Below are 23,398 nucleotides of genomic sequence, written 5' to 3' on the forward strand. Positions count from 1 at the left end.
TCATGTTATGAAATTTTTTCGGTAAATTGAAATGAATCGGGAGGCAAAACCATGGATATTTTAGTTATCGGAGGCGGCGGAAGAGAGCATGCCATCGTATGGGCACTGGCGAAGAGCCCGAAAGCGGATAAGATCTACTGTGCACCCGGCAATGCTGGCATCGGACAGCTGGCCGAGTGCGTGCCGATTGCGGTATCGGAGTTTAATAAGCTGGCGGCATTCGCAGTGGAGAAGCAAGTGGGACTCATTGTCGTCGGTCCGGATGATCCGCTGGCTGACGGTATCGTAGACGCGTTTGACGCTACAGGCATCCCGGTATTTGGTCCGCGTAAAAATGCAGCCGAAATCGAGGGCAGCAAAACCTTCATGAAGGATCTGCTCCATAAATACGGCATTCCGACGGCAGCTTACGCGAAGTTCGACAATTATGAGGAGGCGCTTGCTTACTTGCGCCAGCAAGGCGCGCCGATTGTCGTGAAAGCGGACGGGCTCGCAGCCGGCAAAGGCGTTACCGTTGCAAGGACGATAGAGGAAGCCGAGCAGGCGCTCAGCGACATCATGCAATCGAAGGTGTTTGGCGATGCCGGAAGCCGGGTGGTCATCGAGGAGTTCCTGGAGGGCCAGGAAATGTCGATCCTGGCCTTTGTGGATGGTGAAACCGTGAAGCCGATGTCGGCGGCACAGGATCATAAACCGGCTTATGATGGAGATCAGGGACCGAATACGGGAGGAATGGGAACGTATTCGCCATTGCCTCATATTCAAGCAACCATCATTGAAGAGGCGATTGAGACGATCATCAAGCCTACGGCAAAAGCGATGGTAGCCGAAGGGCGTCCATTCCGGGGCGTTCTGTTCGCCGGATTGATGATCACGCCGGACGGCAAACCGAAGACCATCGAATTTAACGCCAGATTCGGCGACCCGGAAACGCAGGTTGTATTGCCGCGTCTGAAGACGGACCTGCTTGACGTTTTCCTTGCTGCCGTAAATGGTAATCTGGCTGACCTTGAGCTGGAGTGGAGTGACGAAGCGGCTGTATGCGTCATTCTGGCTTCTAGCGGTTATCCTGCATCGTATCCGAAAGGAATTGCGATCACTGGGCTAGAGAATGGGCAGGACGGGACGATTGTATTTCATGCGGGCACTTCTCGCGATGCTGATGGAACGTGGAGAACGAATGGAGGACGCGTCCTCGGCGTTGTCGGTTTAGGGGCTGATATCGCTTCAGCACGTGCGAAAGCCTATGAACGGGCAGAAGCGATTTCGTTTGAAGGCAAGCAAAACCGGACGGATATTGCGCTGAAGGCGCTTGTTTAGAGTCATTTTCTGGCTAATAAAAATACTTGAAAACAAAAGGAGTCTTCGTCGAGAAGACTCCTTTTGTTTGTAATCATAACCAGATTCACGAGCCTAACGTCTGTCCGACTTCTTGTATTATTCGATCAGTTGATTATTTATATTAATTTAACTGTAACATAAATCCCTGTCTGGAACTGCCAAAAGGGCCTATATACGCTGTGCGTGAGAGGAGCAAATAACCGTGCTCTGCATAATGATGCCTTGTATTAATTTATACTTTGTTCAGTTTCTGTTTACCTAATGTTAACTTTGCATCGATAGGATGATTAAGAAAGGATAGAGTCGATCCATTTCCAGCACCTCTTAGCAGATAATCTGAGCTTTTGGGAGATGACTCTGTTATATAATAAAATCAGCTGTTTGTAGAATTATGAAAGTAATGGGGAAAAATGCTATGGATAATATTTCTGTACTGCTTGTGGATGATGAACAGGGGTTATGCGATATGTTGACTACCGTGTTGAAGAAGGAAGGCTTTCGGCATATTCGAAGCGTGGGTACAGGGAAGGAAGCGGTGCGAATATTAACGGAGTTTAATCCGGACGTGATCATACTGGATGTCATGCTTCCGGATGAGGACGGCTTTGAGGTGTGCCGAAAAATTCGCAAAATGACCGAAACGCCGATTCTCTTCCTTACTGCCCGGGACTCTGACTTGGACAAGCTCATGGGGTTTGGAATTGGGGGGGACGATTATATTACGAAACCATTCAATCCATTGGAAGTTGTTGCCCGCATTAAAGCTCGCGTGAAATATAAAGTACAGCGGGAAAAATTGGCCCTGTCACGGTTATCCGAACTGGATTTTGGTTACTTTCGGGTAGACCTCGCAGCGGGGGAGTTGATCGTAAATGGAAACCACGTGGAGTGCCCGGCACGCGAATGGGAGCTGCTTGTGTTCCTATGCCGAAATCCAAATCGTATATTTAGTACACGCCAATTATACGAATCAGTTTGGAACGAGTCATACCTTGGGGATGAGAAGACGGTTGTAATCCATATTTTCAGATTGCGAAAAAGGATGGAGCCCGACCCTGGAAATCCCCGGTTTCTTGTTAATGTAAGAGGGCTTGGCTACAAAATGTTGGCCCCAAGGAAGGAGCAGCAATGAATCCAATGGTCAAAATGGCTTTTCGCTTTATGAAGCTAACCATCCTTTGGGTGATGACTTTTGTCTTCATATTTATTATATGCGCAGTTATATTTATATATCTTCAGGAGTGGTTGAAGTCCTGGGACACGATATCCATGAAGAGTTTTTTAGCTGTTACAGGATTCCTACTAACGGTCATTTTTATTATTGCTTACGGTTGGTGCGTGGGCAAACCGCTCACTTATTTAATCCGTTGGATCAACAGGTTATCCGAGGGGAATTACAGCCAGCCGCGGGAACATTTCAGTCGGCCGAACGAAGTCTCCGACGCCTCATTACACCATAACCAGTGTCGTTATCCGTATGTCTTATATAAAGAATTATTTGATCAAATGACTCAATTATCGAATCAACTGCTGCAAAGCGAAACCGATCGATTACATATGGAGGTTAAGAAGCAAGAGTGGATTGCGTCGATCAGCCATGATCTCAAGACGCCGTTGTCGTACATCGAAGGCTATGCTCATATGCTCTCAGCTACCGATTATGATTGGAACGATGAAGAGAAACAGAATTTTAGCAGGCAGATCAGCGGCAAGACTGCGGAAATAAAGCAGCTAATCCATGACTTAAATCAAACAGGCCGGTGGTCAGTCGAACAGTTCCCGATGAATAGAAAATCTGATGATGTAGTGAATTTTCTGCGCGATATGATAATAGATATCGCCAACCACCCGTTAGCCGAGCAAACTTCCTTTATGTTTAATACTGAAGAGAGCGGGTGCATGATGGAGTTTGACAGCAGGCTGTTGGGTCGAGCCCTTCAAAATGTAATCATGAACGCGGTTATCCATAATCCGCCAGGCACCCAAGTTCAATGCGATATCTCTGTAAAGGAGAACCATTGTTACATTGTGATCGAGGATGATGGAAACGGGATCGAGGATACGATATTAAGACAGGTTTTAGATCAATCGGGTAAAGGAATAGCTATAGCCAATGCCTTTGTTGAAGCTCATTCTGGCCGCATGAGCATTCTACCGGCGGATAGTAAGGGTACCCGGGTTGAATTTGTATTGCCGATCAGCCCCTAAATTATCCTGTCGTTCATTTCATGTTTACCTCCTGTTTATTTCCCATTGCTAAACTTTAAATGTTAGTTAAGCCATGCAGGAGGAATAAGAGATGAACGAATATGCGATCGATACACATCAACTGACCCGAAGATTCGGGCAGCGGGAAACAGTAAAGCAGATTAATTTGAAGGTTCCCAAGCGGGAGGTCTATGGATTTTTGGGGCCAAATGGAGCGGGTAAGACAACAACGATTCGGATGCTTCTAGGACTCATCCGCTCGTCATCAGGGGAGATTCGCATACTTGGCAAAGATCTGAAGAAGAACCGAATGGACATTCTGAAAGATGTGGGTTCTCTCGTAGAATCTCCTTCATACTATGCTCATCTTTCAGGATACAATAATTTGAAAATCATGGCGCTAATCCACGGCATACAAGAATCCAGGATTCAGGAGGTTCTGGAATGGGTGAGGCTAAATCATGCAGCTCATCAGTCGGTCAGGAGTTATTCACTTGGCATGAAGCAGCGGCTAGGGATAGCAATGGCGCTCATTACGAATCCCAAATTATTGATTCTGGATGAGCCGACGAATGGACTTGATCCATCGGGAATTCAGGAAATTCGAGAGCTGATTACCAGACTTCCTCGTGATTTTGATATAACGGTTTTGCTCTCAAGCCATCTATTGAGCGAAATTGAGCAGGTTGCAACCTGGGTGGGAATTATTAACCACGGGGAAATGATTTTTCAAGGACCGCTTCAGGAATTAACTGACCGAAGTAAGCCTTATGTATGGATTGAGATGGATCGGCCTGTAGAAGCAGCAGCTGCTCTGAACGATCATGGATGGGAGGCGGAACATGAAATAACAACTGGTCAGATCAAAACTTCCATGATCATCAGGCCGCAATCGGCGGAAATGATTCGCTTTCTTGTGAATCGGCAATATGATGTATACCGAGTAACGGAGAAGAAGAAGACCCTTGAGGAAATCTTTCTGGAATTGACCGGTCAGGAGAACAGCTTATGATACTGGAACTGATGCGTGCAGAGGGATTAAAGCTGAAGCGATTATGCCGGTGGATGCCTCTCATTCAAGGCATCATTTTAATCAGCATGACGGCTCTTGAGTGGTATCTTTATTTTCGTCAAGGACCCGGGGGGATCTACGCTGGCTTTGCCGTAATGTATATGTTTTTATCTTTCATTTTTTTATTGGGAATTACACTCCTAGCCAGTATTATGGCCGGTACCGAGCACGAAACCAAGGCATGGAAGCAGCTTCTCGCGATGCCTGTTCCCAAAGGCTCTGTATTCCTGGCGAAATTGGCTTGGATATTTATTTTGCAGTTATGTACCGTAATCATTACTATTGCTGGCATGTGCATGATCTGGGTTCTATACTCGGATGAACCGATACCATGGGGAATTATGATATTGCAGCCTCTATTCGCATGTTTGGCAACACTGCCGATGATGGCCATTCAGCTCTGGTTGTCTACTGTATTTTCCAACCAGGCATTACCGCTGGCTATAGGGATATTTGGATCTATCTCCAGCCTGTTTTTAGCTCGAAGCCATTCTTTTGTGATTCAGATTCTTCCCTGGTCGTATCCGTCGTTATCCAGTCCGCTTGTCCCTGGTCATATGCAGTGGATTGGCATCTCACTCGGAATAGGGGTAATGCTGTCGGTTCTGGGAGCTCTCCTGTTTGCCAGGCGAGAATTTGAATAGGAGGTTGCCGGATCATGAGAATGCTGTTACGTGCTGAAGGAATGAAACTTCAATGGAGAATTATATTTTTACTCATTCTATTGGATACGCTGATCAACTCAGCGATGGGGGCGATGCAGCTTCAGAGTTTAAGGGACTTTTTTCCGCCTAGCTGGTCTACGCTTTATATACACAGCGTCAATCTTCATTCTATGTTTTTCTATCCTCTGTATAGCGGGATTGTAGCATCTTTATTGTGTTTATATGAGCATAAAGATGGGGGCTGGAAGATCACGATGAGTTTGCCGGTCCCCCGGTATAAGGTCTTTTACGCGAAATATATTTTGTTGGTCGGGATTCTGGCGTTGGTGCAGATCGTATTTTTGCTCGGCTATCTTGGAACTGGTTATCTTGTCAAGGCTCCTGAAAGGATTCCGTGGGAGTCATTACTGTATTCAGTCATTGGGGGATGGATAGGAGTTTTACCACTCGCAGCTTTACAACTTATGGTTTCGATAAGAGTGCGTAATTTCGGAGCATCGCTGGCGATGTCCATAGGTTATGTGGTACCGAATATCGTGCTGACAGGTTTTCATTCTGCTATTGGGGCCTGGCTTCCGTTTACCATTCCCTACTATGTTATGATGCCACAGGCAGCGCTTTACGCGCCGAGAGTTGAACCTTATAGCTTGTGGTCAATTGTGATATTTACGGGAATGGTGTACTTGTTGATGGGGCAGAGGTTCGTTGAAAAAAGGGATTGGTTGTAGCCCGACCGCTAAACATATAGGTGGTCAATAGGTTTTCTTTACCCTGGTGTACTAACACCAGGGTTTGTTATATCATGGGTCCTGCTCACAAAGATACCCCCTTACACATTTTTGATAAAGATAGGGACGGAACTAGGCTGATATATGAAGAGGAGATAACCATACTATGGAGCTTCAATGGTACGTCGATCGGTGGAAGTCGAAGTATTAACTATTGTGCAAACGTTTGTGCAACATTCGAGCGTTTTACAGCCGTTCTCGTCCATTTTTGAGAGTAGAAAGACTGAATTGCACAGCATATGCACAACTATTTTTATGATAACTTACGAAATAGAGTGAATAGTGAAGGTAATAAGAGATTATTTGCTTAAAACGGGTAAAAATGATCTGTGCAAACGTTTTTACATTCGATAATAAATGTTGTATGATGTTTTCAGTGAATGAAGCGCTTTCTCGACGGGATTTTTCCTGAGTATCTCGCCAGATGCTACATAGAAAAAGAGACGCTGAAAATTTCTGAAATCGTTTGCGCAGATTTCCAACATTTTCTGATCATTTATTGAGAGGGGTAATCATGGAATGAAGATGAAGAAACTACTTACGCTAGCTGCAACCTTCACGTTGGCGTTCTCCATTACAGCGTGCGGAGGAAATTCACCTGCTCCTGCTGCTGAGGCACCTGCTGAGAATCCACCGGCACAGGAGACGCCGGCCGAAAATACAGAAGCACCGGAACTTAAGCCAGAGGAAGGCGCTAAATTGATCGTATGGGAAAGTAGAGACGAAAGAGCCTACACGGATGCGGTTGCTAAAGAATTTACCGAAAAATACGGTGTTGAAGTAACAATCGAAGAATTGTCTCCAACCGACCAAGTGACCAAGCTTCAACAAGATGGACCATCCGGATTGGGTGCTGACGTTGTATTGTTCCCTCACGATAACCTGGGTAAAGCCGTAGCTACAAACCTGGTTCTGCCAAATGATTACTTCGAAGAAAAAACGAAGAGCAGCAACACTGAAGCCGCTATCCAAGGCGTAAGTTATGACGGCGTTCTGTATGGATACCCGCGCGCTGCTGAAACATACCTGATGTACTACAACAAAGACTTGGTAAAAGAAGTTCCAACAACGATGGAAGAGGTTATTGAGTTCAGCAAAACCTTCACAGACAAATCCAAGAACAAGTATGGATTCATGTTCGAAACAGGTAACCTGTACTTCGCCTATCCATTCCTTGCTTCCAATGGCGGCTACATCTTTGGTAACGGCGGCGCAGATGTCAACGATATCGGCCTCAACAATGAAGGCGCAGTCAAGAGTATGGAAGTTTACGCAAGCCTGAAAGAAATCCTTCCGGTTAAATCCGGCGACATTACGCCTGATATTAAACGCGGACTGTTCACATCCGGCGATCTGGCTATGGACATTAACGGACCTTGGGAGCTTGGCGGATACAAAGAAGCGCTTGGCGACAAGCTTGGCGTTGCTCCAATCCCAACCATCGGCGGCCAGCCTGCTGTATCGTTCTCCGGTATCAAAGCTTGGTACGTAAGCTCGTTCACGAAATACCCGCAAGCCGCTCGCTTGTTCGCGGACTTTGCAACAAGCAAGGAAGCTCAATTGAAACTGAGCGCATTGGTTGGATCGGTTCCGACAAACAATGAAGCTCAAGAAGACGATCAAATCAAGAATGACGAGTATGTATCCGCATTCACAGAGCAATTCAAATCTTCCCAACCGATGCCATCCGTTCCTGAAATGGCTAACGTATGGTCTCCTGTAGGTGCTGCATTGGCTGAGATCTGGGATAACAACAAAGACGTAAAAGAAACGCTTGATAAAGCTGTAAATCAAGTAAAAGATCTCAACAGTGGTGGAGCTAGCGAGTAATTACGTTCTTATATAATACGAGAAAGATGAAGAAGTTCACCCGCCGAACAACCGGCGGGTGATTCCTCGATTATATGGAGAGGAGAATGGAGGGAGCATGCGTCAACATCGTACGACAGCAGCCGTATTATCAGCCATCTGTATGGGTCTGGGTCAGCTTTACAACCGGCAATGGATCAAAGGCGTTCTTTTACTTATCGTAGGTATATTCAGTCTGTATTACTTCATCAACAACCTGGGTGATGCCATCTGGGGAATGACAACTTTGGGGGAACAGGGAAGCCATTTAGAGAAAGTCAACGGTTTAACCCAAATGGTAGCAGGTGACCATTCCATCAATCTCCTGATTGAAGGACTTATCACCATGATTATGTTTGCGATTTTTCTTATTGGGTATTATGCCAATATCAAAAACGCATATAACGCTGGAAAACTAAGGGAACAGGGTGTAAAACCCAACAACTTCAGACAGACCCTTTATTATATTTTTGAATGGAAATTCGCGCAATCGTTCCTGACACTGCCGGCGATCGGTATTTTGTTTTTTACGGTCATGCCGATTATCTTCATGGTCATGCTGGCGTTTACCAACTATTCCGCTCCAAACAATCTGCCGCCGGCGAATCTGGTTGACTGGGTCGGTTTCAAAACCTTTACCAATCTCGTTGCATTGAAATCATGGAGCCACACCTTCTTCGGCGTCCTGACCTGGACGATCATCTGGGCGGTGCTGGCAACAGTAACGACGTATTTTGGCGGTGTGCTTGTTGCACTGCTTATTCAACAAAAGGGAATTCGTTTCAAAGGCGTATGGCGTGTCATTCTGATCATTCCATATGCGATTCCGCAGCTGATTTCTTTGCTAGTGATGCGTAATATGTTTAACGGGCAATTCGGACCGATCAACCAGTATTTAAGATATTTCGGTTTGGAAGGCCTGCCATGGCTGACCGATCCGGTCTGGGCCAAAGTGACCGTTATTATCGTCAATATGTGGGTAGGTATCCCGGTATCCATGCTTCTTGTCATGAGTGTCCTGACTACGATTCCGAAGGATCTCTATGAAGCGGCCGATGTGGATGGGGCGACCGGATTCCAGAAATTCAAGATCATCACCCTGCCGATGATTATGTTCTCGACGGCACCGGTACTGATTACGCAGTTTGCCGGTAATATCAATAACTTTAACTTGATTTTCCTCCTGACGAACGGGAATCCGGTTGTGGGTGACTATCAATACGCGGGCGCGACGGACCTGCTGGTAACCTGGCTCTATAAACTGACGCTGGATCAGCAGCGCTACAGCATGGCATCGGCCATCGGTATTATCATCTTCATGATTATTGCGACCTTCTCGATTTACAATTATCGCAGAACCAGATCCTTTAAAGAGGAGGATATGATCCAATAATGGGAATTAAAATGAGAAATGCGATTCGCCTGACGGCAAGTTACATTACGCTTGTCATCATCGCGATCGGTTGTATTTACCCGGCGCTCTGGATTATTCTGGCCTCTTTCCGTCCCGGAAAGTCGTTGTACAGCAAATCCTTGATTCCAGAATCTTTTACGCTCAGTCATTATAAAGAATTGTTTACGTCCCAAAGCTTTCTGTTTGGCACGTGGTACATGAATACATTGAAAATTGCGATATTCTCCATGATTATCGGGACCATTCTTGTTCTGCTTACAAGTTATGCGGTATCCCGGTTCCGGTTTAAAGGCCGGCAGAATGCGCTATCGGTCATTCTCGTGCTGGGGATGTTCCCAGGCTTCATGAGTATGATCGCCTTGTATATCCTGCTGAACTCCCTGGATCTGCTGAACACGCATGCGGCAATGATTATCGTGTATGCGGCAGGGGCGCCGCTAGGCGGAACTCTGATCATGAAGGGCTTTCTGGATACGATACCGCGAAGTTTGGATGAAGCGGCGAAGATCGACGGAGCCACCAATTTCCAGATTTTCCGCAAAATCATTCTGCCGTTGTCAAAGCCGATGATCACGTATATGGGCTTGACCCTGTTCGTTGGTCCGTGGGTAGACTTTATCTTTGCCAGACTCGTGCTCCGGACAAAAGAAAACTGGACGCTCGCCGTCGGTCTATGGGATCTCGTCAACTCGACTCAAGACAGTAACTTTACGCTGTTCGCAGCGGCATCGGTGCTGATCGCACTGCCGATCACCCTGCTGTTTGTGTTCCTGCAGCGTTTGCTGGTCGATGGCATGACGGCTGGTGCAAGCAAAGGGTAAGGAACGGATAGCTAATCGTATGGATTCATCATAAGACAGATAGATAGAGAGAACAGCGAAGAGACACAGCCAGTAACCGCTAGCTGTGTCTTTTCGCATTCAAACATGCGATGCAGGGGGACATATTCATATGAACATGATGAGACGTTTTCAATTCAAAGCAGTTGGGATGAAGCTGTTTGTTATCTTTTTTACCACGATCGTGCTGTTATCTTCGGCGTTGGGGTTATTATCGTATTTCATCTCCAAGGACACGGTGATGGATCAGGTGTCAGAAGCGACTTCGGGGCAGATGATGCAGGCGGCGGACAAGCTGGATTTTCTGCTGGCCCAATATGAAGCCGCTTCCCGGCAATGGGCGCTGGATACGGTGCTTCGCGAGGACCTCGTTACGGTGAGTAGTGCGGGTATCGGCATTCGGGACAAAACGCAGGCCGAGAACCGAATCCGTGAGAAATTGAACGGGATGGCATCTTCCGATAAACGTCTGCAGGGCATGCGTCTGGTTGCGCCCAATCTTCAAGCTCAAAGCTCCTATAATTCAACAGGCTTATCGGGAATGTCATCCGCGGATGGCGTGAAGGCGAAGATAGACCGGATTATCCAGGCCGATGGTGAACCGGTATGGTTCCCCACTGAGGTTCAAGGTTTTATGGAGAACGAGAAAACCGCCACCATGTCGATGGGGAGATTGCTGAAAAACCTGAAGAATCCGAATGCGCAGTATATCCTGCTGATCGATATCAAGAACGAGGCGGTCGGAGAGGTGCTGACCAATCTAAAAATAGGGAACAACGGTCGGATGCGAATTGTTGCCGAGGATAACCGGATCGTACACGACATGGACACGGCCCAGCTGATGCAGCCGTCCACCATTACGGTCCCTCAAGATGCCGAGGAAGCAGGGATTTATTACACCGCCGATGAGCAGATGGTAGTGTATACACCGCTGAAGACGGCTCCTTGGCATATGGTTGGATTTGCTCCCGTTAGCGATTTCGTGCAAGCCACAGACAAACTATTGTTTGTAACGCTTGCGGTCATTGTGGCCGCGGTGCTGGTCGCTATATTAATAGGCTATTATATGATGCGTTCCATTGGCCGCCCGCTGAATCAGATGTGCCGTCTGATGGAAGAGGGTGAGCAGGGGAACCTGAGGGTTCGAACCGAGTTCCAGCGTGCGGATGAAATTGGTCGTCTCGGTCACAGCTTCAACCGGATGATGGGGCAAATCGCGGCTTTGGTCGATCAGACGAATGCTTCCGCGAAGGAAGTGCTGGCTACGGCGGAGGAATTGGCGGAAGCATCGAAGGGAACCTCGCTGACGGCTGGTGAGATTGTATCGGCTATGGAGCAGATTGCACAGGGAAGCGCAAGCTTGGCGATGGAAGCCGAACGGGAGAATCAGCTGGCTGAGAACATTGGCGCCCAGATGAGCAAGGTTTCGAATTCGAATCAAGTGATGGAGGCATCGGCCGATCGCGTGCTTCTGGTGACGGGAGAGGGCGCACGGCATATGGACAATCTGGTGGAGAAATCCACGCGGATTAATCAGGTGAACCGGGCCATCGTCCAGAATGCGGAGAAGCTGAAGGAGAACACCGCGTCGATTCACAAAATATTGGAGCTGATGTCGGAGATCACGCATCAAACCAACGTGCTGTCTATTAACGCGACGATTGAAGCGGCCCGTGCGGGGGCAGCAGGCAGCGGCTTCATGGTCGTAGCCAATGAAGTGCGGAGCTTGGCGGATCGTTCCAAGGAATCGATCCAGACCGTAGGCGCGATGATCAAGGATATCCGCTCTGAAGTGCAAGGCTCCGTGGATGCCTTGACGTCGGCATCGCCGCTCTTTGACGAGCAGCTGCATTCGGTGCAGGAAGCCCAGGGCGTATTTGATCATGTTCGCCACGAGATGGATGCTCTTTTGGCCGAGATCCGCGAATCGACCCGTTCGGTCGAGGTACTGATCGGTTCCCAGCTTACCCTGACCGACTCGATCTCGGAGGCGAGCTCGATCGTGCAAGAGACCAGCGCCGCCACGGAGGAGGTCGCTTCGATGTCATCCGAGCAGTTCAAGGTGAGCGAGAAGCTGGTTGTCCTGTCTTCACGCTTGGAGGAGCTGTCGGAGGGTTTGCGCAAGTCATTGGTGATGTTTAGGACGTAAATAGTTTTCGTAATGATGTGATGGCTATGCAGCACTCCGCATGCGGATCATGCTTCCGATCCCTGTTATCCCCGGATTTCTATTGGAATGATATTTATGGTTGAAATCCGGGGATAAAGGGGACCGCTTCGTTTCTCCACCATGATTCCGCCTGCTCCGTTGAAGCTTGTGGGGAATCGATTCGTCCTCTTTCGCTACTGCGTGCTATGCACACAACCACTTACGCTAAGGTGTGGGGATGGAAAAGAGCCGATGAAGGAGAACATCTTCATCGGCTCTTGTTGGTGGGAGTGCTGGGATTGAGCGCGAGACCGTTGAACTACCTCGTACGCTTGTTGAGTTACTACCTGCTGAGCACGCTCTCCCTTTGGGAATCGCTTCATGTAGCGCGGGGAACGTTGGGGTACTTCGTGCGTAACGGGCTATTGCCTGCTAGATTATGAACTGCATGAATAAAACCAGCTCTGGGAATCGTCCCGGAGCTGGTTTTATTTAGGGGCCACTCCTTCGCATAAAATAGGGGCGGTTCTGCTGGCCGGAGCGGTGAAGGAATGATACGTTCCTGCGGGCTTACGGCTGCCAATTCACATTAATGGTGGCCGTGCCTCGCTGGAGCGGTGAAGGAATAGTACGTTCTTACGGGCTTACGGCTGCCAGTTCACGTTGATGGTGGCTGTGCCGTTTGCTGGAGCGGTGAAGGTATGGTTCGATCCGCCCTCCCACGTTACCGTCGAGCCTTGTTTCTTCAGAAATTTGAATTCGATGGTTTTACCGGCCGGTACGCTGACGTCGTAGTACCAGGTTGGGTATTGGTAGATGACCTGGTTGTACAATGGCCCGACAGCTTTGGCAGGGTCCCAATTGCCGAGCTCGCTCACGCTGCCTGCCAGGTACACGTTTTGTCCAAGTGCGGTGGTGGCATTGTTTACCACAAACCGGACGCTGACTTGATCCCCGGTCAACACTTCGAAGTTGTCGTGCACATTGCTTGAAGTGCCAGCGCTATTGGCGACTTTGATGTTATATACGCCACCAGCAACCGCAGGGATTTTCACTTTGATCTGCGTGTCCTCCCATGCTGTAACGTTAGCACCCGTTACGACCGTTGAGCCGAAGTATACCGTGCCTTTGGTTGCGCCGAAGCCGCGGCCGTCAATGGTGATGGTTGCGCCCGGTTTGGCCATCATCGGGCCTACGTGCCCGATCGTTGGCGAAGTCACGGCCGTGGTATATTGCCATACGGCCGTACCGCCGGCAGCCAGCGTAAAGTTGGAAGCTGCTCCGCCTGTGCCAACGGTCAAGCTGTTGCCGTTCAGAAGTCCGCCCAGCACGTCGGTATAGCTCCCGGCAGGCAATGAAGTCGCCAATCCCGTAATGGAGACCGGTGTGTTCACGTTGCGGTTGACAGCGATAAGCGCCACGTTGTTGCCGAATTTGCGTTCATAGATCAGGACATCATTGTTGATCCAGCGCTCCTGCGTCGTTCCATAGGCGATGGCCGGATTGGACTTGCGCAATGGGGCCAGCTTTTTAATTACTTGGTAAGCTGTAGTCGTCGTAGAGAAAGAAGGAATCCGTGCCCGGTTGTCTGGGTCGTTGCCACCGGACATGTATTGTTCGGTTCCGTAATAGATGGCTGGCACCCCGCGCGAGGTGAGCGTGAAGGCCAAGGCCTGTTCCAGCTTGCGGCGGTTGTCGCTGCTGTTGTGGAACCGCTCCATATCATGGTTATCGATGAACGTGACCTGATCCTCCACTTGGGCATAATCGGTGGCCGAGCCCTCCAGCATGGACTTCAGACCGTACATATTGTCGGTGTTGTCCCTGAACACTTGGCGTACCTTTTGTGCGAAACGGAAGTCCAGCAGGCTCATGCCGGATTCGTTGGCGAACTTATGGTTCTCGGCACTCACTTCGTTCACGCCGAGGAACCATTCGCCGAAGGTGAAGACCGGCTTGTAGTTGTTGACGGTAGCCATGAAACTCTTCTGCCAGCCAAACGGCATATGTTTCACCGCGTCCATTCGAATGCCGTCAATGCCCAGATCGAGCCACATTTTGATGGCATCTTTCAGGTAGGTATCCACGGTGCTGTTGTTGTGGTTCAGGTCAGCAAGGTCATACAGGTTTTTGTAAATCCCGTTCTCTGTCGTCGAAAAATCGGTGCCTCCGTTATGATGGAACAAATTCTGCGTATCGTTCGTGTATCCGCCGAGCAGGGTGCCGTTGTTGTACAGCTTGCCGTTCTCCGCGAACGACGGCTGGTCCGAGGAAGCGGGAGAGGTGTGGTTCGGTGCGAAGTCGATGATGACTTTAATATTCTTGGCATGAGCGGCAGCGATGAGATTCTGGAAATCGGCGATCGTGCCGTAAGCCGGATTCGTTTTCTTGAAGTCTCTGGCCCAATAGCCGTGATAAGCGGTGTTGTTCACGCCGGAATAGTTGATGACGCTGTAGATGTTCTCGACAGGCTGGGAGATCCAGATGGCGGTAACGCCCATGCCGGTCAGGTAGCCGTCATTGATTTTGTTAATGATCCCTTGCCAGTCACCGCCGCAGTACAGCCTCAGATTGGTACAGGTACCGTCAAAGGCAGGTCCGGTTGGGTTGTTAGCAGCATTGCCGTCGGAGAAACGGTCCGTAAAGATTTGATAAATGACATCCGTGCTGAAATTTTGCTTGTTGGATACCGAGGTATCCGGGGCTGCATGGGCTGGGCCAAGCAAGCTCAGGACCAGGGACAAGCTAAGGGCAAGAGCAGTTGTCAGTTTGTAAAACTTTTTCATCGTAATTCCTCCTATGTAGTTGATAAAGAGAAGGCTGGTTTTACTAGCTTATCGGCTGCTTGAGCATCACCTCCCATACAAAATCGGGCAACAAAAAACCCCGGAATCTCCTGTAGAGAAACCGGGGTTGTTCCATACCGGATGTGCGGTTACGGAATGCATGGCCCTTAAATTATGCGAGTGTTTGATTTCAACAATATTGTAAATGAAAGCGAATTCAAGTGTCAATACGTAATATCCAAATAAAAGGGAAATTCATGTCGGGTGTGGTGAAATTAAATTTTATAATCATCAATTTTTATTGAAACAAAATTTTATGGGTCATATAATAGGTTTAGGAAACGTTTACATTTTTCGAAGAAGCTGTTGATGCGGATGGCATGTTTGTTTTTCAGTTGATCCGACACAAGGACTTGATGTAAAGGAGGGAATAACAATGGAGCATCATGCGGAGGCTGGTGCAGAGCAGCTTGGATTGGGAATCAAGGGAGTGAAGTCGGCTTGCGCCGCCATTGAACGCGAGATTGCCGCAGGTACGACACCGGGAGCCGTACTGGGTGTTATGCATGAAGGCAAGCAGTGGTCCTATAGTGCCGGTTATGCCAACCCCAAGCCGAAGCAGGGCCAGCCTGTGCCGGCCAGCAAGGATACGTTATACGATTGTGCGTCCTTAACGAAGGTGGTGGTTACGCTCCCGTTGATTCTGCAATTGATCGATGAGGGAGTCTTGACCCTAAGCACAAAAGTGAGTGACATTCTGCCTTCATTCGGAACGGCAGGAAAAGAAGAGATTACGGTAGTCCAGCTGCTGACGCATACTTCCGGGCTCCAGGCGGATATGAACCTGCACTCGCAGGGCTGGGATAGGGAGCGGATGTGGGATGTCGTTCTTACCGCGCCGCTCGCGACTAAGCCGGATACCGAAGTGATTTACAGCGATTTGGGATATTTGGCGCTTGGCCGCATTATTGAGAAGTCGCTGGGAATCCCATTAGACCAAGCAGTAAAGGGACGGGTGTTAGATCCACTCGGCATGCGTTATGCCACGCTGACTCCTTTGCCGGAACAGCCCGGCCGCTATGCCGCAACGGAGTATGAGAATACCATCCAGGATCATCTGTGCGGGATCGTACATGACGAGAAGGCGCGGGCCTTGGGTGGTGTATGCGGCCATGCCGGCTTGTTTGCCACAGCAGGCGATCTGCTGCAGTACGCCAGAATGTGGCTGGAACAAGGGGCGATCCCGGCAACGGAAGGTTCAGAGTCGGGGGGTGGCGAATCCCGCATTTTATCTCGGGCTGCGGCCATTGCGGCCACTCGTACCCATACGGGACATATTCATGGCTCCAACCGTGGTCTGGGGTGGGTACTGAAAGGGGATAAGATGGATGCTTCCGGTGATTGGATGGGTCCTGGCTGTTACGGACATACCGGCTTTACCGGAACCAGCATGTGGATCGATCCCGAGTTGGATCTTGCGGTCGTTCTGCTGACAAACCGCGTATACGGGGGGCGGGGCTGCAGCGTGGCTCAGCTGCGGGCCCAGGTTCATAACGCTTTAACAGGAGCCGTGGCATGGTAAGACGAGGCTCCGGCATAGGGCGACAGCCATCCAAGCATGCCCCCGGACAACGCACCGTGTGCAGGGAGCAGTGCGCACGATGTATAAAATAGCGGTTTTCGTTTCGGCAGCAACGCGGGGGCGATATAACGCCGGATGGACTTAAGGAATGGCCAATTGAGCCAGTACATTTATGGGAGCTCGTACATTGATGTCCCGTATAGCCATATGGAAGTCTTCCTTAATTAAGATCAACCGGTTGCATTCCGTTCGCGGCAATTGAAGCGAATCCAAGCGAATCCTATGAATTACGATTATAAGGAGGGATAACGCAATGCCTAGTTTAACCTACAGGTCTTACCGGCCTGGAGAAGAGGAAGGGATTACGGCTCTGTGGAACGCCTGTCTGCCGGGAGATCCCATCACCCGGCTTCGTTTTCGAAATCTGGTGCTGCTCGACCCGAACTTTGATCCGCAGGGACTGCGGATCGCGGAGCAGGAGGGCCGCATTGTGGGCGTTCTGTATGCGGTGCGCCGGAGATTGCCGATGATCGGCACCGAACTGGACCCGGATCACGGCTGGATCACTTTCTTCTATACCGATCCATCGGTTCGAAGACAGGGGGTGGCATCGCGGCTGCTGCAGGACGGCGAAGACTATCTTCGCGATCATGGACGCAGCAAAGTCTTTTTCTCCTCATATGCCCCGAATTATATCGTTCCGGGCATCGATGGCGAGCGCTATCCAGAGGGCTTGGCGTGGCTTGCGGCAAGCGGCTTTACCCGCAATTACACGGCGGTTGCGATGGATCGCTCCCTGGTCGATTTTCATATGCCGCCGGAGGTTGTGGAGCTAAAGCGGCAGCGGGAGCATGAAGGCTTTACTTTCAAGCCGGCTCAGGACAGCGATCTTGTGGAGCTGATCGAGTTTGCGACGGACGTGTTTAACCCGGATTGGGGCCGGGCGATTCGTGAGGGACTGCTCCAGCGATTAACAACGGATCAGATTCTGATCGCGCGCGATCAAGGGAAGCTGGTGGGCTTCTGCCTGCATGGCGGATATGAGGGCGTAGCTGAACGATTCGGTCCGTTTGGCGTGGATCCGTCGATGCAAGGGGAGGGACTCGGAAAAATCCTCTTGTATGACTGCCTTGCTCTTATGCGTGCTCAAGGACTGCACGGTGCCTGGTTCCTCTGGACGGGCGAGCAGAGTCCCGCAGGCCATCTGTACCGCAAAGCCGGCTTCGACGTGACGCGCCGGTTCGATATTATGAGCAAGCCGCTTCAATAGATAGCCTCGACTACATGGATATATAAAGGAGAGATTACATTGACGGAAGCAAAACAGCATCACATTTTGGCGATTGGCGGGCATGCGGGCGATATGGATCTTACGGCAGGAGCCGTGATCGCCAAATACACGCAGGCTGGCCACAAAGCGACGTTTCTTCATCTAACGCCAGGTGAGAAGGGACACCCCCGTCTGACGCCGGAGGAGTACGCAAAGCAAAAGATTGACGAAGCTCACCAATTTGCCGATATCGTCGGCGCGGATGTGCGGTTCCTTGCCTACAAGGATGCCGAGCTTCCGCTGGACGAGGAAGTGAAGTATCAGGTCGCCGACGTCATACGGGAAGTGAAGCCGGTTATCATCATCACGCATTGGAAGGAGAGCATCCATAAGGATCACTCCAATACCCATTACATTGTAGAGGACGCCCGCTTCTACGCGGGGCTCAAGACGATTGAACGCGAGCTTCCGGCCCACTATGCCCAGCATTTATATTATGCGGACAATTGGGAGGACCCGTATGATTTTCACCCCGAGGTGTTTATCGATATTCCGGACGAAGCCTATGAAACGTGGGTGAGAGCCATGAACGTGTACGCTTATGCACGCGGGGAAACCTACGGCTTCCCGTTCATCGAATATTACAAAGCGCTCACGATTGTGAGGGGAGCTCCGGTGAACTTTAAGCGCGCGCAGGCCTTCGCGGTTCCAAGAGGCGCGTTGACCAAACGGTTACAATTTTTCTAAATATATGGTTTTTCATCCAATCAACTGGAATAATCGCTAACATTCTCACAAAAAAATTGTGAGAAATACCAAAACATCCACTGACATTATACCTATCTTTTGATATAATGAGTGATGTTACGGGGGAACACGTACGGAATCATATATAGAGAATACAAACAGGAGAGGAAGTCTTCCATAGTGGAGGCTTCCTCTCTTTTCGTTTCGTTTGTCACGGGTTGTGAAGAACGGGCGACATAGCGTTTCCGATTGCAGCTCTGGCGGAAGGCGGAAGGGCGGGCGTTGCATTTTTTAAAATCCATGGTATGATGTATTTAAAGAATCTTAAATTAAAGATATTGAAACAGGATATTAGGGCGGCATCTGATGGGGATTGCGACCTAATTTCTGATGTGATTTTTAGGGCAGCCATTGGTCCTATTGGGTATTCCGGGGCATTCTAACATCAAGGTTGTCAAACGGATTCGAAATTGAACCATATCACCAATCGAAGGGAGACTATAAGCATATGGAACATACGCATATTTACCGCCAGGGAACCTCTCCGGAGGCACCAACCTTACTATTGCTGCACGGCACCGGGGGGAACGAGGAGGATTTGCTGCCGCTGGCCGAGATGATCTCGCCAACGTCGAATGTGCTCGGCGTCCGCGGGAACGTGCTGGAGAACGGCATGCCGAGATTTTTCCGGCGTCTGGCCGAAGGCGTGTTTGATCTAGAGGATCTCGTGAAACGCACGCACGATCTGAATGAATTTCTGAACTGGGCAGCCGCCGAGTACGATTTTGACCGCAGCCGCATCGTGGCAGTCGGGTATTCAAACGGCGCCAATATTGCCGCCAGCTTGCTGTTCCACGAAGGGGACGCGCTGCAAGGGGCCATTCTCCACCATCCGATGGTTCCGCTGCGGGATAAAACCTTGCCGGATTTGACCGGCGTTCCGGTCTTCATCGCGGCCGGCCGGCGCGATCCGATGTGCACGCCGCAGGAGAGCGAGGATCTGAACGAACTATTGAGCGGGGCAGGCGCGGACGTGAAGCTGCATTGGGAGAACGGGGGACATCAGCTCAGCCGTGCTGAGGTCGGGATGGCCGCTGCCTGGTTTAAGGAGAAGTTCCTGTAATACAGGGCATGCCAAGTTCCATGATGCTTTCCCTATCTAATCAAGTAAAAATGAAAGCGAATATGATCAAAATACCGTCAATACGTTGGCGGTATTTTTTTTATACTTAACCCATCGAATAAGAATCGAGGGGGTCCGACATGGCACAGACAATGGAGACGATGAAGAAGCCTGGCGCCCAGCCGACGCGGGAGGACAAGTCCAGGGGATCCTTGCAGCGGGGAGAGAATCTATGGGGGATCGCATTCGTAAGCCCGATGCTGATCGGCGTTATCATTTTGGTGCTGTTCCCGATACTGGCTACGCTCGTGCTGGGGTTTGCCGATTGGAATTTCGTGCAGGGCTGGGACGGCATCCAGTGGGTCGGGTTTCAGAATTTCCGCCAGCTGCTGGAGGATGACATGTTTATCAAGTCGGTACGCAACAACATCTTGTTTCTTCTGACGGTTCCGGTCTACATGATGATCTCGATGACGCTGGCCATCTTGATCGACCGGTTTGTCTATATGAAGGGCTATTTTAAAGTGGCTTACTTCATGCCCTACATATCCAACATCGTGGCGGTGGCCGTCGTATGGCAGGTGCTGTTCCAGCCGTCCTACGGTCCGATCAACGAAATACTCCGGACGCTCGGGATGTCCGATCCGCCCAAGTGGATCGCGGATCCCAATTTCGCGCTGATTTCCATCATGCTGATATCGATCTGGATCTCCATCGGCTTCAATCTGATTATTTATATCGCCGGCCTGCAATCCATTCCGAAGGATCTGTACGAGGCGGCGGACATCGATGGAGCCAACGGCTGGACCAAGTTCAGGCGCATTACGCTGCCCCTGCTGTCGCCGACGTCATTTTTCCTGCTGGTGACGGGCGTCATCTCCACGTTCAAGGTGTTTGATATCATTGCCGTCATGACGCAAGGGGGACCGATCGGCTCCACCACTATGATGGTCTGGTATTTGTACGATACGGCTTTCATTAACCTGAAGGTAGGTTATGCATCATCCATTGCCGCTGTATTGTTCGGGTTTGTCATGCTGATCACGCTCGGTCAGTGGGCCGCTCAGAAGAAGTGGGTCAACTACTAGGAGGGAGGGCGCTGCTTTATGGGGACAAGAGTCGGCGTTGACTTGCGCAAGCTTATCGTCACGATCGTAATGTTCGTGGTGAGCATTCTGTTTCTCCTCCCTTTTATCTGGATGCTGGTTACATCCTTTAAGGTGGAGAGAGACGTATTCGTATATCCGATTCAGTGGATTCCGCGGGAGTGGAACGCGATTCAGAATTACAAGGAGGTATGGTTCGGCGATTATCCCTTCTATCTCTATTATTGGAACTCGATCAAGGTCAGCCTACTGACCACGATCATCTCGGCCATGGTATCCGCCCTGGCAGCCTACGGCTTCTCCAAAATCCGGTTTGTCGCCGGCAATTGGCTGTTCATCATCGTGCTGGTGACCTACATGATTCCGGGCCAGGCCATCCTGATCCCGCAGTTTATTCTGTACCGCAACATCGGGCTGTTCGATAACCATTTCGGGCTCATTATGCTGGGAAGCTTCAGCGTGCTGGGAACGTTCATGCTCAGGCAATTCTTCATGGGGGTGCATCAGGAATTCATCGAATCCGCCAAAATCGACGGCGCGAACCATCCGCGGATCTTCTGGTCGATTGCGCTGCCGCTGGTAAAACCCGCTGTTGCCACGTATGCGATCCTGCGGTTCATCTGGACGTGGAACGATTATCAGAATCCGCTCATCTTCCTGCGGACGGACCGGCTGTTCACGATTCCGCTGGCGATGCAGAAATTCACCTCCTTAAGCGGAGAATTCTATTCCCTGATCATGGCGGCTGCCGTGTCGGCGATATTCCCGCTGCTGATCGTTTTTATCATCGGCCAGAAGAGTGTCATCGAAGGCATTGCGCTGGGCGGAGTCAAGGGGTAGGAGCCTCGGGAATGAACGGGGTAAAAATAGTTCCAACATCAGTAAAGATTGTTTTATGGTTGAGATGTAAGCGCTCTATATAATGTGGATAGTTACAGCTAGAATCGTCACGACCTTACATACCGATAGATATCAATGGGGAGGGTTACAGACAATGATGAACAAGAAATGGTGGTCAGGCGTTCTCACGGCCGCGATGGTGATCGGCTTGCTGTCCGGCTGCGGCGGAGCGAAAGAGGATGCGGCGCAAGAGGGTTCCGCGCAAGGGGGCAAGACCAATCTGAGGCTGTACACCTATGGCACGGAGGAAGCTTACAATTGGAAGAAAACGATCCAAGCTTATGAAGAGGCAACGCCGGGCGTGACCATTGAGCTGGTCCAGCTCAGCGAGAAGGGGGATACGCAGGAGGCGTTCAAGAAGCTTGACCTGGAGGCGGCATCCTCGGCCCAGATGGACATTCTGATGTTCAGCGATCCGGCGGGTTATGCGCAGCGGGTGGCGCTCGGCATGGCAGAGCCGCTGGATGACTTTATTGCGAAGGACGGGTACAGTGTGGAAACGGATTATAAAGTGGATACTCGCCTCGACGGCAAGGTCTACGCGCTGCCCGGCAAGTTCAACCCATGGTATGTGCTGCTGAACAAGGATCACTTGGAGGAAGCGGGACTGCCGGTTCCAACGGACTGGACCTGGGACGAATATGCAGATTATGCCAAGAAATTGACCCAGGGCGAAGGAGCGTCGAAGCGCTACGGGACGTATTTCCATGGTCCGCAAGGGGGCGGATGGCTGGAGTTTCTGAAGCTGATGATGGCCAATCAGCCTCAAGATACCGATTATTTGAAGGCCGACGGCTCTTCCAATCTGGATAACCCGACCTTCAGACAGACGCTGGAACTGCGTCTGCGGATGGAGAAGGAGGACCAATCCTCGGTGCCTTACACGGACATGATCTCCCAGAAGCTGAATTACCGGACGCAATTCTTCAATCAATCCGCAAGCATGATCACGATCGGCAGCTGGATGAACACGGAGATCGGCGGAACGGATAAAGTGCCGCTGGACTTTAATATCGCCGTAGCCCCATTCCCGAAAAACGAGGAAGGCGATCCGACAGGACTTACGCCGGTAACCACGGATTACGTGGCGGTGGCGGCCAAGTCGAAGCATAAGGAAGAGGCTTATAAATTCGTCCGCTGGTACACAACGGAAGGGCAAATCGTGCAGGGCAAGAATATTCCGGCCTGGCAGCAGGTGAAGACCGAGCAGGTGGAAGAGATCATAGACACCATTCTGTCGGGCACGAAAAGTCCGGAGAAGGTAGACAAAAAATCGCTCGTGGACACATTGGTTGCCTCGAAGGCCTCGGCCATCGTGCCTCCGGCGCCTTATCAGGCGGAAGTGTACGAGGCGGTGAACGAGGAATACGAGAAGCTGATTCTGGGCAATCAGGATATTGATCAGACCATCGCGAATTCGCAGGAGCGAGTGAACAAAATTATAGAATCCAACAAAAAATGATCTGGTATAATAGACAAAAAAATCGGGACGGAACTCTTCGTCCCTTTTTTTGAATTCGCGTACATCATTCCCGTCACGCCATACCCGAGGTGGATCCT

18 protein-coding genes are annotated in these 23,398 nt (G+C 50.2%); 17 read left to right on the forward strand and 1 reads right to left on the reverse strand.

Going from position 1 to position 23,398, the window contains the following annotated elements; translation table 11 throughout:
• Window positions 1-51: 51 nt before the first annotated feature.
• From purD to MHH48_RS05005, 10 genes are all read left to right on the forward strand, one after another.
• Window positions 52-1,320: a phosphoribosylamine--glycine ligase gene (gene purD / locus MHH48_RS04960; protein WP_076325603.1), complete on the forward strand. Its 1,269-nt coding sequence runs from the start codon at window positions 52-54 to the stop codon at window positions 1,318-1,320.
• Window positions 1,321-1,756: 436 nt separating this feature from the next.
• Window positions 1,757-2,473, forward strand: coding sequence for a response regulator transcription factor (locus tag MHH48_RS04965; protein WP_076325602.1), 717 nt, complete (start codon window positions 1,757-1,759; stop codon window positions 2,471-2,473).
• A 137-nt stretch (window positions 2,474-2,610) separates the two neighbouring features.
• Entirely contained in the window at window positions 2,611-3,549 is a 939-nt protein-coding gene (locus MHH48_RS04970) for a HAMP domain-containing sensor histidine kinase (protein WP_256720782.1), read from the forward strand.
• A 91-nt stretch (window positions 3,550-3,640) separates the two neighbouring features.
• On the forward strand, window positions 3,641-4,561 hold the full coding sequence (locus MHH48_RS04975) for an ABC transporter ATP-binding protein (RefSeq protein WP_076325600.1): 921 nt from the start codon (window positions 3,641-3,643) through the stop codon (window positions 4,559-4,561).
• Window positions 4,558-5,265 carry an ABC transporter permease gene (locus MHH48_RS04980; RefSeq protein WP_076325599.1) on the forward strand — a complete coding sequence of 236 codons (708 nt, stop codon included), beginning with the start codon at window positions 4,558-4,560 and terminating at the stop codon, window positions 5,263-5,265. The genes MHH48_RS04975 and MHH48_RS04980 overlap by 4 nt, the downstream gene beginning before the upstream one ends.
• A 14-nt stretch (window positions 5,266-5,279) precedes the next feature.
• Window positions 5,280-6,014 (forward strand): ABC transporter permease, encoded by a 735-nt coding sequence (locus MHH48_RS04985; protein WP_076325598.1) that lies wholly within the window; start codon window positions 5,280-5,282, stop codon window positions 6,012-6,014.
• 579 nt (window positions 6,015-6,593) lie between these two features.
• On the forward strand, window positions 6,594-7,904 hold the full coding sequence (locus tag MHH48_RS04990; protein ID WP_076325597.1) for a maltose ABC transporter substrate-binding protein: 1,311 nt from the start codon (window positions 6,594-6,596) through the stop codon (window positions 7,902-7,904).
• Window positions 7,905-8,001: 97 nt separating this feature from the next.
• On the forward strand, window positions 8,002-9,315 hold the full coding sequence (locus MHH48_RS04995; protein WP_076325596.1) for a sugar ABC transporter permease: 1,314 nt from the start codon (window positions 8,002-8,004) through the stop codon (window positions 9,313-9,315).
• Entirely contained in the window at window positions 9,315-10,157 is an 843-nt protein-coding gene (locus MHH48_RS05000) for a sugar ABC transporter permease (RefSeq protein ID WP_076325595.1), read from the forward strand. Before MHH48_RS04995 ends, MHH48_RS05000 begins: the two co-directional genes overlap by 1 nt.
• 130 nt (window positions 10,158-10,287) lie before the next feature.
• On the forward strand, window positions 10,288-12,324 hold the full coding sequence (locus tag MHH48_RS05005; RefSeq protein WP_076325594.1) for a methyl-accepting chemotaxis protein: 2,037 nt from the start codon (window positions 10,288-10,290) through the stop codon (window positions 12,322-12,324).
• Window positions 12,325-12,968: 644 nt separating this feature from the next.
• Here the strand turns inward: MHH48_RS05005 and MHH48_RS05010 are convergent.
• Entirely contained in the window at window positions 12,969-15,110 is a 2,142-nt protein-coding gene (locus MHH48_RS05010; protein ID WP_076325593.1) for an alpha-amylase family glycosyl hydrolase, read from the reverse strand.
• A 436-nt stretch (window positions 15,111-15,546) separates the two neighbouring features.
• Here MHH48_RS05010 and MHH48_RS05015 point away from each other — a divergent pair, with 436 nt between their 5' ends.
• From MHH48_RS05015 to MHH48_RS05045, 7 genes are all read left to right on the forward strand, one after another.
• Window positions 15,547-16,692: a serine hydrolase domain-containing protein gene (locus tag MHH48_RS05015; RefSeq protein ID WP_076325592.1), complete on the forward strand. Its 1,146-nt coding sequence runs from the start codon at window positions 15,547-15,549 to the stop codon at window positions 16,690-16,692.
• A 313-nt stretch (window positions 16,693-17,005) separates the two neighbouring features.
• Entirely contained in the window at window positions 17,006-17,962 is a 957-nt protein-coding gene (locus MHH48_RS05020) for a GNAT family N-acetyltransferase (protein WP_076325591.1), read from the forward strand.
• A gap of 39 nt (window positions 17,963-18,001) precedes the next feature.
• Complete coding sequence (locus MHH48_RS05025; protein ID WP_076325590.1) at window positions 18,002-18,709, forward strand: PIG-L family deacetylase; 708 nt, start codon at window positions 18,002-18,004, stop codon at window positions 18,707-18,709.
• 508 nt (window positions 18,710-19,217) lie between these two features.
• A complete protein-coding gene (locus MHH48_RS05030) occupies window positions 19,218-19,832 on the forward strand; it encodes an alpha/beta hydrolase (RefSeq protein WP_076325589.1) in 615 nt (204 codons plus the stop codon).
• A gap of 140 nt (window positions 19,833-19,972) precedes the next feature.
• Window positions 19,973-20,920, forward strand: a complete 948-nt coding sequence (locus MHH48_RS05035) for a sugar ABC transporter permease (protein ID WP_076325588.1) — start codon at window positions 19,973-19,975, stop codon at window positions 20,918-20,920.
• Window positions 20,921-20,938: 18 nt separating this feature from the next.
• Window positions 20,939-21,778 carry a carbohydrate ABC transporter permease gene (locus tag MHH48_RS05040; protein WP_076325587.1) on the forward strand — a complete coding sequence of 280 codons (840 nt, stop codon included), beginning with the start codon at window positions 20,939-20,941 and terminating at the stop codon, window positions 21,776-21,778.
• A 154-nt stretch (window positions 21,779-21,932) separates the two neighbouring features.
• A complete protein-coding gene (locus tag MHH48_RS05045) occupies window positions 21,933-23,300 on the forward strand; it encodes a sugar ABC transporter substrate-binding protein (protein WP_076325586.1) in 1,368 nt (455 codons plus the stop codon).
• Window positions 23,301-23,398: the final 98 nt, after the last annotated feature.

This window comes from Paenibacillus sp. FSL F4-0100 (assembly GCF_037993005.1).
Taxonomy (GTDB): Bacteria; Bacillota; Bacilli; order Paenibacillales; family Paenibacillaceae; genus Paenibacillus_AQ.

Excerpts from the sequence above, each read along its gene's own strand:
- purD (WP_076325603.1), top strand. The coding sequence starts at position 52 with ATGGATATTTTAGTTATCGGAGGCGGCGGAAGAGAGCATGCCATCGTA.
- MHH48_RS04965 (WP_076325602.1), top strand. The coding sequence starts at position 1,757 with ATGGATAATATTTCTGTACTGCTTGTGGATGATGAACAGGGGTTATGC.
- MHH48_RS04970 (WP_256720782.1), top strand. The coding sequence starts at position 2,611 with ATGAAGAGTTTTTTAGCTGTTACAGGATTCCTACTAACGGTCATTTTT.
- MHH48_RS04975 (WP_076325600.1), top strand. The coding sequence starts at position 3,641 with ATGAACGAATATGCGATCGATACACATCAACTGACCCGAAGATTCGGG.
- MHH48_RS04980 (WP_076325599.1), top strand. The coding sequence starts at position 4,558 with ATGATACTGGAACTGATGCGTGCAGAGGGATTAAAGCTGAAGCGATTA.
- MHH48_RS04985 (WP_076325598.1), top strand. The coding sequence starts at position 5,280 with ATGAGAATGCTGTTACGTGCTGAAGGAATGAAACTTCAATGGAGAATT.
- MHH48_RS04990 (WP_076325597.1), top strand. The coding sequence starts at position 6,594 with ATGAAGATGAAGAAACTACTTACGCTAGCTGCAACCTTCACGTTGGCG.
- MHH48_RS04995 (WP_076325596.1), top strand. The coding sequence starts at position 8,002 with ATGCGTCAACATCGTACGACAGCAGCCGTATTATCAGCCATCTGTATG.
- MHH48_RS05000 (WP_076325595.1), top strand. The coding sequence starts at position 9,315 with ATGGGAATTAAAATGAGAAATGCGATTCGCCTGACGGCAAGTTACATT.
- MHH48_RS05005 (WP_076325594.1), top strand. The coding sequence starts at position 10,288 with ATGAACATGATGAGACGTTTTCAATTCAAAGCAGTTGGGATGAAGCTG.
- MHH48_RS05010 (WP_076325593.1), bottom strand. The coding sequence starts at position 15,110 with ATGAAAAAGTTTTACAAACTGACAACTGCTCTTGCCCTTAGCTTGTCC.
- MHH48_RS05015 (WP_076325592.1), top strand. The coding sequence starts at position 15,547 with ATGGAGCATCATGCGGAGGCTGGTGCAGAGCAGCTTGGATTGGGAATC.
- MHH48_RS05020 (WP_076325591.1), top strand. The coding sequence starts at position 17,006 with ATGCCTAGTTTAACCTACAGGTCTTACCGGCCTGGAGAAGAGGAAGGG.
- MHH48_RS05030 (WP_076325589.1), top strand. The coding sequence starts at position 19,218 with ATGGAACATACGCATATTTACCGCCAGGGAACCTCTCCGGAGGCACCA.
- MHH48_RS05035 (WP_076325588.1), top strand. The coding sequence starts at position 19,973 with ATGGCACAGACAATGGAGACGATGAAGAAGCCTGGCGCCCAGCCGACG.
- MHH48_RS05040 (WP_076325587.1), top strand. The coding sequence starts at position 20,939 with ATGGGGACAAGAGTCGGCGTTGACTTGCGCAAGCTTATCGTCACGATC.
- MHH48_RS05045 (WP_076325586.1), top strand. The coding sequence starts at position 21,933 with ATGATGAACAAGAAATGGTGGTCAGGCGTTCTCACGGCCGCGATGGTG.